The sequence below is a fragment of the Geodermatophilus sp. SYSU D00815 genome, assembly GCF_054050035.1.
Genome location: NZ_JBJGYO010000035.1, coordinates 20,599 through 31,874, shown reverse-complemented (window position 1 = coordinate 31,874; position 11,276 = coordinate 20,599). Strand labels below are relative to the sequence as shown.

At 75.7% G+C, this 11,276-nt stretch carries 11 protein-coding genes; 7 read left to right on the top strand and 4 right to left on the bottom strand.

Annotated elements, in window-relative coordinates; all coding sequences use genetic code 11:
* Positions 1-387 precede the first annotated feature (387 nt).
* The 5 genes from ACI78S_RS23135 to ACI78S_RS23115 all read left to right on the top strand — a co-directional run bounded on the left by ACI78S_RS23135 (position 388) and on the right by ACI78S_RS23115 (position 5,725).
* On the top strand, positions 388-1,272 hold the full coding sequence (locus ACI78S_RS23135; protein ID WP_456977328.1) for an FAD binding domain-containing protein: 885 nt from the start codon (positions 388-390) through the stop codon (positions 1,270-1,272).
* A gap of 4 nt (positions 1,273-1,276) precedes the next feature.
* Positions 1,277-1,747 (top strand): (2Fe-2S)-binding protein, encoded by a 471-nt coding sequence (locus ACI78S_RS23130; protein ID WP_456977327.1) that lies wholly within the window; start codon positions 1,277-1,279, stop codon positions 1,745-1,747.
* On the top strand, positions 1,744-4,041 hold the full coding sequence (pucD, locus tag ACI78S_RS23125; protein ID WP_456977326.1) for a xanthine dehydrogenase subunit D: 2,298 nt from the start codon (positions 1,744-1,746) through the stop codon (positions 4,039-4,041). The genes ACI78S_RS23130 and pucD overlap by 4 nt, the downstream gene beginning before the upstream one ends.
* 71 nt (positions 4,042-4,112) lie before the next feature.
* Complete coding sequence (locus ACI78S_RS23120; RefSeq protein ID WP_456977325.1) at positions 4,113-5,096, top strand: methylthioribose-1-phosphate isomerase; 984 nt, start codon at positions 4,113-4,115, stop codon at positions 5,094-5,096.
* A complete protein-coding gene (locus tag ACI78S_RS23115) occupies positions 5,093-5,725 on the top strand; it encodes a class II aldolase/adducin family protein (RefSeq protein WP_456977324.1) in 633 nt (210 codons plus the stop codon). Before ACI78S_RS23120 ends, ACI78S_RS23115 begins: the two co-directional genes overlap by 4 nt.
* 30 nt (positions 5,726-5,755) lie before the next feature.
* On the opposite strand, the gene ACI78S_RS23110 is transcribed toward ACI78S_RS23115, so the two are convergent.
* From ACI78S_RS23110 to ACI78S_RS23095, 4 genes are read right to left on the bottom strand one after another with little or no spacing between them, the layout of a single operon-like run.
* Positions 5,756-6,169, bottom strand: coding sequence for an ATP-binding protein (locus ACI78S_RS23110; protein WP_456977323.1), 414 nt, complete (start codon positions 6,167-6,169; stop codon positions 5,756-5,758).
* Positions 6,159-6,494: an STAS domain-containing protein gene (locus ACI78S_RS23105; RefSeq protein ID WP_456977322.1), complete on the bottom strand. Its 336-nt coding sequence runs from the start codon at positions 6,492-6,494 to the stop codon at positions 6,159-6,161. Before ACI78S_RS23105 ends, ACI78S_RS23110 begins: the two co-directional genes overlap by 11 nt.
* Positions 6,491-8,473: a glycosyltransferase gene (locus ACI78S_RS23100; RefSeq protein WP_456977321.1), complete on the bottom strand. Its 1,983-nt coding sequence runs from the start codon at positions 8,471-8,473 to the stop codon at positions 6,491-6,493. The genes ACI78S_RS23105 and ACI78S_RS23100 overlap by 4 nt, the downstream gene beginning before the upstream one ends.
* Positions 8,470-9,663 (bottom strand): PP2C family protein-serine/threonine phosphatase, encoded by a 1,194-nt coding sequence (locus ACI78S_RS23095; protein WP_456977320.1) that lies wholly within the window; start codon positions 9,661-9,663, stop codon positions 8,470-8,472. The genes ACI78S_RS23100 and ACI78S_RS23095 overlap by 4 nt, the downstream gene beginning before the upstream one ends.
* Positions 9,664-9,806: 143 nt before the next feature.
* Between ACI78S_RS23095 and ACI78S_RS23090 the strand changes: the two genes are divergently transcribed.
* Positions 9,807-10,748, top strand: a complete 942-nt coding sequence (locus tag ACI78S_RS23090) for a glycoside hydrolase family 26 protein (protein WP_456977319.1) — start codon at positions 9,807-9,809, stop codon at positions 10,746-10,748.
* A gap of 95 nt (positions 10,749-10,843) precedes the next feature.
* Positions 10,844-11,251: a VOC family protein gene (locus ACI78S_RS23085; RefSeq protein ID WP_456977318.1), complete on the top strand. Its 408-nt coding sequence runs from the start codon at positions 10,844-10,846 to the stop codon at positions 11,249-11,251.
* Positions 11,252-11,276 lie beyond the last annotated feature (25 nt).

Sequence of the window (11,276 nt, the reverse complement as noted above, 5' to 3'; positions counted from 1 at the left end):
CCCCCCGCCGGGCCGCCCCCCCCCCCCCCCCCCCCCCCCCCCCCCCCCCCCCCCCCCCCCCCCCCCCCCCCGCCCCCGCCCCCCGGGCCCCGGGGAAGGTCGGGTGCAGGGGCGGCGCCACGGCTCCGAGCCGGTGACTCCTGCGGTCTCGGGGCTTTCGGGCACCGGAAAGCCCCGAGATCGCAGGACTCGCGGCGGAGGTGCGGCGCCGGACGCGGATCGGGCAGTTGGGGCCGGGTCGCGAAACCGACGCGACCCGGCCCCGTCACGCGTTCGATGCATCCCTGCGGTCGGATGGCGGACGGCGGGTCGTGGTGCCTTGCCAGTTCCCCGACCGGGGGGTTCCCTTCGAGGACCACCCGGTGGCGGCCGATGGCGAGGAGAGCGATGGACTTCCTGCAACCGACGACGTGGGCCGAGGCCCTGGCGCTGCGGGCCGAGCGACCCGACGCGTTGCCGATCGCCGGGGGCACCGACGTCATGGTCGAGCTCAACTTCGACCGGCGTCGGCCGGGCGCCCTGCTCGACCTCGGCCGGGTGGCCGAGCTGCGGGAGTGGGCGACCGACGGCGACCGCGTCCGGCTCGGCGCCGGCGTGACCTACGCGCGGGTCGTCGCCGAGCTCGGGGGGCAGCTGCCGGGGCTGGCGATGGCCGCCCGCACCGTGGGCTCGCCGCAGATCCGCACGCGGGGGACGGTCGGCGGCAACCTGGGCGCGGCCTCGCCGGCCGGCGACTCGCACCCGCCGCTGCTGGCCGCCGAGGCGGTCGTCGAGGTCGCCTCGGCCGCGCGCGGCGCCCGCACGGTGCCCGCCGCCGACTTCTACACCGGCGTGAAGCGCAACGCGCTGGCGGCCGACGAGCTGATCGCGGCCGTGCTGGTGCCGGTCGCTGCCGGACCGCAGCAGTTCTCCAAGATCGGCACGCGCAACGCCATGGTCATCGCGGTGACGGCGTTCGCGCTGGCGCTGCACCCCGACCGGCGGGCCGTCGGCACCGGCATCGGCTCCGCCGCGCCCACACCGCGGCGCGCGACCGGCGCCGAGGAGTTCCTCGCCGGCGAGCTCGACGCCGCCGGCCTGTGGGAGTCCCGCGCGCCGCTGCCCGCGACGCTGGCCCGGGAGTTCGGCGAGCGCGTGGCGGCGGCGGCCGCACCCATCGACGACGTCCGCGGCAGCGCGGCGTACCGGCGGCACGCCCTGTCGGTGATGGCGCGCCGCACCGCCACCTGGGCCTGGGGCGAGTACCAGCACGAGATGAAGGAGGCGGGCTGAGCACATGCGCGTCACCACCACCGTCAACGGCGCCGAGCAGTCGGTCGACGACGTCTGGCCCGGCGAGAGCCTGCTGTTCCTGCTGCGCGAGCGGCTCGGCCTGCCCGGCTCGAAGAACGCCTGCGAGCAGGGGGAGTGCGGCTCCTGCACCGTCTACCTCGACGGCGAGCCGGTGTGCTCCTGCCTGGTCGCGGCCGGCCAGGCCATCGGCCGCGACGTCGTCACCGTCGAGGGGCTGGCCCCGGCGGAGGGCCTGCACCCGGTGCAGGAGGCGTTCGTCGAGGCCGGCGCCGTCCAGTGCGGGTTCTGCACGCCGGGGCTGGTCGTCGCCGCGCACGACCTGCTCGCCCGCGTGCCGCAGCCCGACGACCTGGAGATCCGCGAGGCCCTGGCCGGCAACCTGTGCCGCTGCACCGGCTACGAGAAGATCCTCGACGCCGTCCGGCTCGCCGCCCGCAAGCAGGTGCAGCCGTGACGGGGACCCGCACCCGCCCCGCTCCGCCGAGCACGACGACGGGCCGGATCGGCGACAGCCCGCTGCGCCCCGACGGCACGCTCAAGGTCACCGGCGAGTTCGCCTACGCCAGCGACCTCTGGCACGACGACATGGTCTGGGGCGTCACGCTGCGCAGCCCGCACCCGCACGCGCGGATCAGGGGCATCGACGTCGCCGAGGCGCTCGCGGTGCCCGGCGTCACCGCCGTCCTCACCGCCGACGACGTCCCGGGCGAGAACGCCTACGGGCTCGAGCACGCCGACTCCCCGGTGCTCGCCGCCGACGTCGTCCGCTACGAGGGCGAGCCGGTGGCGCTGGTCGCCGCGGACCACCCGGAGACCGCGCGCCGGGCGGCCCGCCGGATCCGGGTGGACTACGAGCCGCTGCCGGCGGTCACCGACCCGCGGCGGGCCCTGGACGACGACGCGCCGCAGGTCAACCCGGCCGGCAACCTGGTGCGCCACCTCAGGCTGCGCCGCGGCGACCCCGCGGCCACCGCCCCGGTCGTCGTGTCGCTCGACTTCGAGGTCGGGATGCAGGACCAGGCCTTCCTCGGCCCCGAGTCCGGGCTGGCGGTGCCGGCGGAGGACGGCGGCGTCGACCTCTACGTGGCCACCCAGTGGCTGCACGTCGACCAGCGGCAGATGTGCGCGGCGCTCGGGATGCCGCCGGAGAAGGTGCGGCTGACCCTGGCCGGGGTCGGCGGCGCGTTCGGCGGGCGCGAGGACCTGTCGGTGCACGTCCACGCCTGCATGCTGGCGCTGCGCACCGGCCGGCCGGTGAAGATGGTCTACGGCCGGGAGGAGTCCTTCTACGGCCACGTCCACCGGCACCCGGCCTGGCTGCACTACGAGTTCGGCGCCGAGCGGGACGGCACGCTGGTCTACGCGAGGACCGACGTCCTGCTCGACGGCGGCGCGTACGCCTCCTCGACGCCGGCCGTGGTGGGCAACGCCGGCACCCTCGGCCTGGGCCCGTACCGGATCCCGAACGTGTCGGTCGACGCCCGCGGGGTGTACACGCACAACCCGCCGTGCGGGGCGATGCGCGGGTTCGGCTGCGTGCAGGCGGCGTTCGCGCACGAGGCCCTGATGGACGAGCTCGCCGGGGTGCTGGGCATGGACCCGGTGGAGATCCGGCAGAAGAACGGCATGCGCGAGGGCGACCGCAACATCACCGGCCAGGTCGTCGACTCGGCCGCGCCGGTCGCCGAGCTGCTGCAGCGGGTCAGGGACATGCCGCTGCCCCCGGAGCCGGCCGGCGAGCGGGACCTGCGCACGCTGCCCGGCGCGGTCGGCAACACCACGCACGGCGAGGGGATGCGGCGCGGCGTCGGCTACTCGGTGACCTACAAGAACATCGGGTTCTCCGAGGGCTTCGACGACTACTCCACCGCCCAGGTGCGGCTGCAGGTGACCGGCGGCGAGGCGGTGGCCACCGTGCACACCGCGGCCGCCGAGGTGGGCCAGGGGCTGGTCACCGTGCAGCAGCAGATCTGCCGCACCGAGCTGGGGGTGGAGCGGGTCGTCGTCGTCCCGGCCGACACGCAGGTGGGCTCCGCCGGCTCGACGTCGGCGTCCCGGCAGACCTACGTCACCGGCGGCGCGGTGAAGGCCGCCTGCGAGGCGGTGCGCACGCGGGTGCTGCAGCGGGCGGCGCTCGCGCTGGACCTGCCGGTCGGCTCGCTGTCGATGGACGGCGACAAGGTGGTCGGCCTGACCGGCGAGGTGCTGGCCGGGCTGGCCGAGGTGCTCGGCGACGACGCGGTCGAGGAGACCGTCGAGTGGCGGCACCGGCCCACCCACGCCGTCGACCCCGAGACCGGGCAGGGCGACGCGCACGTGCAGTTCGCCTTCTCCGCGCACCGGGCCGTCGTCGACGTCGACACCGAGCTCGGGCTGGTCAAGGTGGTCGCGCTGGACACCGCGCAGGACGTGGGCAGGGCGCTCAACCCCGACGCCGTCGTCGGCCAGATCCAGGGCGGCAGCGCGCAGGGCATGGGGCTGGCGCTCATGGAGGAGGTCGTCGTCGCCGACGGGCACGTGCGCAACCCCTCGTTCACCGACTACCTGATCCCGACCGTCCTCGACACCCCGCCGATGCGCATCGAGCTCCTCGAGAACCCCGATCCGCACGCGCCCTACGGCGTGCGCGGGGTGGGGGAGCCGCCGACCATCTCCTCCGGCCCCGCGGTGGCCGCGGCCGTGCGGGCGGCGACGGGGAAGGAGCTGCGCCGGGTGCCGATCCGCCCGGAGCACATCACCGGCACCTGAGACCGGCGAGATCGGCGGTGTCGCACGCTCCCGGGGCGCGCGGCGTGCGACACCGCCGATGTCGACAGGGGGTGAGCAGCATCGACGTCCCGGTCCCGACGCTGGTCGGGCAGAGCGTGGTGGTCGAGGCGGACGCCGTCCGGATCCTCGACCGCCGGGTGTTCCCGTTCGAGCGGGTGTGGGTGACCTGCCGCGACGTCGAGGACGTCGCCAAGGCGATCGAGGACATGGTCACGCAGAGCCTCGGGCCGCCGTTCGCCGCGGCCGGCGGCATGGTGCTCGCGGCGCGCAGCGGGCGGCTCGACGCCGTCCGCGAGGCCGCGCGGCGGCTGGTCGCCACCCGGCCGACCAACAACGGCATCCGGGACGTCGTCGCCGGGCTGCTCGCGGTCGCGGAGGCGGGCGGGGACGTCGAGCGGGCCGCCGACGCGCTGGCCGAGCGGTACCGCGCCCGCTACCGGGCGCTCGGCGAGCACGCCGCGGCCCTGGTCCCCGACGGCGCCACCGTGCTCACCCACTGCTGGGCCGACGCCTACCTGACCGAGACCGTCGCCGCGGTGCTGCGCTCGGGTCGGCGGATCGACGCGATCTGCACCGAGACCCGGCCCTACCTGCAGGGCGCCCGGCTGACCGCGGAGAGCCTGGCCGAGATGGGCGTGCCCACCCGGCTGGTCACCGACGGCATGCCCGCGCACCTGATGAGCCGCGGCGAGGTGACGGTCTTCGTCACCGGCGCCGACCGGGTGACCATGGACGGCGCCGTGGTCAACAAGATCGGGACCTTGTCGATCGCGCTCGCCGCGCACGCGTTCGGGGTGCCGTTCGTGGCGCTGGTGCAGGCGCCGGACCGGCAGGCCGCGACCGCCGCCGACGTCGAGCTGGAGGACCGCGACGGCGACGAGGTGCTGCACGCGCTCGGCCGGCGCACGGCCTCGACCCGGGTGCGCGGCGTCTACCCCGCCTTCGACGTCACCCCGCCGCGGTTGGTCAGCGCGGTCGTCACCGACCGGGGCCGCTTCGCCCCCGCCGACGTCGCGTCGTACTGGTCGGCATGAGGCCGGCGACGACCCGCGCCGAGGCGGTCGACCAGCTGATCGAGGTGGGCCGGACGGCGGTCGAGCGGGGGCTGGTGCTGGCCAGCGGCGGCAACCTCTCGGCGCGGCTGCCGGGCGCGCACGAGTTCGTGGTGACGGCGGCCGGCACCTGGCTCGACCGCCTCACCCCGGCCGACTTCAGCGTGGTCACGCTGGACGGCGCGGTGGTCGGGGGCGCGCAGCGGCCCTCGAGCGAGTGGAAGCTGCACCAGCGCACCTACCTGGTGCGGCCCGACGCCGGCGCCGTCGTCCACCTGCACCCGCAGCACGCCGTCCTCGTCGACGCCCTCGGCCACCGCATCCGGCTGCTCACCCTCGACCACGCGGTCCACGTGCGCTCGGTGGGCACGGTGCCGTACCTCCCGAACGGCTCCGACGAGCTGGCCGACGCCGCCGCGGAGCAGGCCCGCGCGCACGACTGCGTGGTGCTGTCGCACCACGGCTGCTCGGCGCTGGGCCCGGACGTCGGGATGGCGTTCCGCCGGGCGGCGAACCTGGAGGAGGCGGCGACCGCCACCTACCGGATGCTGCTGCTCGGCGACGCGACCACCGCCTTCCCCGCCGGCGCCGCCTCGCACGCCGGCGGCTGACCGGCCGCCACCGCCCCGGCGGCCGGCACGCTAGCGGTGCCGACGGCGGACGAGGAGCCAGTGGTTGACGCCGTCCTCGTGCCGGTAGTCCACCTGGTCCACGGCCGCCACCGCGAGGGCCAGCCCGCGGCCGGACTCGGCGAGCTCGTCGGGCAGCACCACGTCGTCCAGCCGCACCGACGCCGCCCGGCCGCGGTCGCTGAGGCGCGCCTCGAGGCGGTCGGGGTGGACGGCGAGGTCGACGGTGAGGTCGAGCCCCAGCCCCGCGGTGGCGTGCTGGACGACGTTGCCCGCCACCTCGGCGAGCGCCGTCTCGAAGGCCAGCCGGTCGGCGGACCCGACGCCGGGCTCCTCCGTCCAGAGCTCCGCCACCGCGGCGTGCAGGCGGTCGAGCGAGGCGGCCTCGGCGGGCACGGTGAGGGTCAGCCGGGTCTCACCCGGCACCGAGCGCCTCCTCGACGCTGGTGTGGGCGCGCAGCACGCGGTCGAGGTTGGTCAGCTGCAGGACCATGCGCACCTGCTCGCCGGCGGCGGCGATGCGCAGGTCGCCGCCGGCCTGCCGCGCGGTCTTGAGCCCGCCGATGACGGCCCCCAGCCCGGACGAGTCGATGAACTCGCACGCGCTCAGGTCGACCACGACCCGGGAGCTGCCGGCGGCGACGGCCTCGCTGACCGCGGAGCGCAGCTGCGGCGCGGTCACCATGGTGAGCCGGCCCTCGGGTCGCACGACCGCGGTGCCCGGCGCGTGCCCGGTGTCGACGGTGATCACTGGACGGTCTCCTCGCTCTCCGGGCCGCGGTAGCGCCCGGCCTCGATGACGACGCTCAGCACGACGAGGTCGTACAGCACCCACACCAGGTTGATGACCACGCCCTGCACGGTCGGCGCGGTCCCCGTGGCCAGCCGGACCACGCCGACGACCAGGGCGGCGACCAGCAGGCCGATCGCCACGAGCTGCGGCAGGACCAGCCGCCACGGGAACCCACCCGTCGTCTGCCGGGTCTTGGGCGTGACGACGAAGCCGAGGCTGCGGCCGAACGCGACGTTGCCGACCGCCGTCGCGCAGGCCCGGATCCACAGCGGGAACAGCGCCAGGCTGTACTGCTGGCCGCGCCACGTCCTGATCCCGTACCCGACGACCGCGAACAGCAGCTGGGTGCACAGCAGGTAGGGGATCAGCCGGACGGCGAAGTCGCCACCGAAGCTCTGCACCGGGCGGATCCCGAAGAACAGGTAGAGCACCGGCGCGACGATGTAGACGACGGCGGCGAACCCGGACAGGTAGCTCCACATCGTGGCCAGGTACATCAGCTTCTGCCCGACGCTGAGCCCCCGCTGCACCAGCGGGTTCTCCTTGAGCATCACCTGCAGCGTGCCCTGGGCCCAGCGCAGCCGTTGCTGCAGCATGGTGCCCAGGTCCTCCGGCGCCAGCCCCCGGGCGAGGACCTCGTGGTGGTAGACGGTGCGCCAGCCCAGCGCGTGCAGCCGCATCGCCGTGGCCATGTCCTCGGTGACCGAGATCGTCGCCATCGGCATGAGCGGCTGCGCCTCGTGCCCCAGCCCGACGTCCACGGCGGCGACCAGGGCCCGCACCGACTCGAGCGCCCCGAGCGGCGACCAGTCCCGCTCGGCGAGCCGGGCCAGCGCCACCTCGTCGACGACGACCCCGCCCAGCTGCCGGTCGGCCTCCACCGGCAGCTCCTCGATCGCCGCCAGGTCGGCCTGCAGCGCCGCGACGTCGGCGGCGACCACCTCGCGCGACGCGGCGTCGACGCGACCCTGGAAGCGGTAGGTGACCTCGGCGACCGGGGTGCCGGCGCGCAGCTCGGCACGGGCCTGCTCCACGGCGGCGGCCACCTCGTCGAGGGCGGCCCGCGCGGCCGCGGAGTGCCCGTCGGCCTCCCGCCGGGCCCGCGCGAGCACCCGGCGCGCGGTGTGCAGCGCGTCGGCGACCGCGCGCTCCACCTGCCGCACGTAGCCGACGACGCCGAGCTGCATCAGGGCCTCGCGCCGCAGCACCGCGTTGGAGCCGCAGAAGAACGCCGCGTTCCAGCCGTCCTTGCCCTGCTGGATGGGGCCGTAGAACAGCGGGGCCTGGCTGCCGAGCGGGTCGGACCTGCCGACGTTGACGAACCACTGCGGCGTCTGGACCAGGGCCACCTGCGGGTCCCGGAAGTAGCCCAGGGTGCGGTCGAGGATGGCCGGGTCGGGCACCTGGTCGGCGTCGAGGATGAGCAGGAACTCCCCGTCCGTGGCGAACAGCGCGTTGTTCAGGTTGCCCGCCTTGGCGTGCCGCGGCCGGTCGGCCCAGTCCTCGTGGCGGGTGAGGTAGCCGACGCCCGCCGCCTCGACGGCCGCCCGCAGCTCGGCGCGGTCGCCGTCGTCGAGCACCCAGGTCCGGTGCGGGTGGCGGATCGCGGCGGCCGCGCGGGCGGTGGCCATCACGAGCTCGATCGGCTCGTCGTAGGTGGTGATGAAGACGTCGACCGTCGCGCCCTCCGGTGGCGGCTCCGGCTCCCCGCGCTGCTTGAGCCGCCACATCGTGGCGCCGAAGAGGAACGCGTCGACCAGGCTGTAGGTCTCGGCCACCACCAGCGGGACGGCGATCCACCAGTACGCCCAGTTGACCGAGTCCAGCCACCGCCAGGCGACGTAGTTGACGCCGGTGACCAGGGTCAGCACCACGAGCACCCGGACGAGCCCGCGTCGGGTGCGCCGGCGCGTGGCCCGGTGGGCGCCGGCGCTCACGGCAGCCTCCGCACGGCCACCAGGGCGACGTCGTCCGGCAGCGGATCCAGCCGGCGGGCCCGGCGGACGACGCGGTTGACCGCGTCGGCGGCGCAGGCCGACTCGCGCACGAGCGCCGCGAGCTCGTCGCGGGCGGCGAGCGTCCCGTCGTACAGGTCCAGGACGCCGTCGCTGAAGGCCACCACGGTGTCGCCGCGGGCGAGCCGGACGTCGTCCTCGACCCACCGCTCGCCCGGCAGGACGCCCAGCGGCAGGCCGCCGGCGGGCGGGTTGACCACCGTGCCGTCGGCGCGGACCAGCAGCATGAGCCCGTGGCCGGCGTCGGCGTACCGCAGCACGTGCTCGCCGGGGCTCAGGCGGGCGTGGCACAGGGTCACCATCGACTGGGTGCGCTCGAGGTCCTCGTGGAGGGCCTCGGCCGCCTCGGCCACCGCCGCGGCCGGTGCCACCAGCCGGCCGGCGGCGCGCATGGCGGCGCGCACCGTGGCCATGATGATGCCCGCGGACAGGCCCTTGCCCATGACGTCGCCGAGGGTGAGGACGAGGTCGCCGTCGGGGGCGGTGTACCAGTCCACGAAGTCGCCGCCGACCGCGCGGGCCGGCAGGCAGGCGCCCAGGACGTCGTAGCCGTCGACGTCGGGTCGCCGGCGGGGGAGCAGGGCGCGCTGCACGGCCCCGGCCTGCTGCATCTCCTGGGAGCGGGTCAGCTCGTGCTCGACCCAGGCGCCCAGCTCGTCGAGCAGCGCCAGCTCCGCAGGGCCGAAGGAGCGCGGGTGGTCGTCGACCAGGCACAGCGCGCCGACCCGGTGGCCGCCCGGTGCCGCCAGCGGCCGGCCGGCGTAGAACCGGATGTGCGGCTCCCCGGTGACCAGCGAGTTCGCGGCGAACCGCTCGTCGGCGCGGGCGTCCTCGACGACGAGGATCCGGCTGTCCTGGATGGTCCGGCCGCAGAACGCCTCCGACCGCGGGACGTCGTCGATCTCCTCCCCGTGCTGGGACTTGACGTGCTGGGTGTCCCGGTCGACCAGGGTGACCGCAGCGGTGGCCACCCCGAACAGCTGCCGCGCCAGACGCGTGATCCGGTCGAAGCGCTCCTCCGGTCCTGCGGTGAGCACGTCGAGGTCCTCGAGCGCCCTGAGCCTGTGGAGTTCTCGCGAGTCCTCGTCCGCCCCCGTGGTGATCGCGTGCACCCAGCCTCCTCACAGCCCGTTCCCAGCCGAATACCGGACGTTGTGGTCTCGGAGCTCCGGCCCCCACCATGCATGCGGACCGGCCGGTCCGCGACACGCGGGCGCGAGGTGCGCCGTCGATGCGCGGCGGCGATGCTCGTCCGGTGGGACGACGCGGCCTCCTGGTGGCGGCGGTCGTCTCGCTGCTGGTCCTCCCGCAGCCGGGCTGCGGGTCGCCGCAGCCGCTGACCCTCGGCGTCGCCGCGGAGGACCCGGCGGCGCTGGACTCCTTCGCCCGGGCGACGGGCGTCCGCGCCGGCGTCCACGTGTGGTACCAGGCCTGGCACGGGACCCCGGCCTTCGACGCGGCCCGGGCGAGCGCCGTGGCCGACCGGGGCGCCCTGCCGCTGCTCACCTGGGAACCGTGGGACCCGGCGGCCGGGGTCGAGCAGCCGGCCTACACCCTCGCCCGGATCGCGGACGGGGCGTTCGACGCCTACGTCGCCGCCTTCGCGCGCCAGGTCCGGGACTGGGGCCGCCCGCTCGCCCTGCGCTTCCTGCACGAGCTGAACGCCACCCACTACCCGTGGGGCGCGGGGGTCAACGGCAACAGCGCCGAGACCGCCGTCGCCGCCTACCGGCACGTCCGCGAGGTCTTCCGGCGCGAGGGTGCCGACCTGGTGACCTGGGTCTGGTGCGTCAACGTGCCCGCACGCGGCTACGCGGCGATCCCGCCGCTCTACCCGGGGGACGACGACGTCGACTGGGTGGCCGTCGACGGCTACAACGGCGGGACGGCGCTGCCGTGGGGCGGGTGGCGCGATCCCGAGGAGCTGTTCGGGGCCACCCTCGAACTCCTCGACGAGCTGTCCGACCGGCCGCTGGCGATCACCGAGGTGGCCTCGGCCGAGGCGGGCGGGGACAAGGCCGCCTGGATCCGCGACCTGTTCGACCTGGCGCTCGACCGCGGCGTCCGCGTGCTGGTCTGGTTCGACCTGGCCAAGGAGACCGACTGGCGGATCAGCAGCTCGCCGCAGGCGGCCGAGGCGTTCCGCGACGAGGCCGCCGAGCCCGGCCGGCTCGGCCCGCCGCCACGGCGGCGATGACGCACCGCGACCCGGGCGACGCCACCGGTCGGCGATGAGTTCCCACCGCGGTCGCCGTCCGGTACGCAGGGGGCGACGCCCGCGGAGGAGGAGCGATGGACTGGAAGCTGGAAGTGCTGGTCGTGCCGGTCAGCGACGTGGACCGGGCCAAGGAGTTCTACGGGGGGAAGCTGGGCTTCCCGGTCGACACCGACTTCGCGCCGAGCGAGCACTTCCGGGTCGTGCAGGTGACCCCGCCCGGCTCGGCCTGCTCGATCGTCTTCGGGAAGGGTCTGCCGCAGAGCGCGCCGGGCTCGATGAAGGGCAGCCAGTTCGTGGTCGCCGACATCACCGCGGCCGCCGCGGCGCTCGACGCGGCCGGCGTCGGGCACAGCGGCGTCGTGCACTTCGACGGCGGGGAGCAGAAGCCGGGCCTCGACCCGCAGGACGCCGACTTCGCCTCGTTCGTCTTCTTCGACGACCCCGACGGCAACACCTGGGCGGTCCAGCAGGGCAAGCGCTGAGACCCGGCCGGCTCCCCGGCCGGAG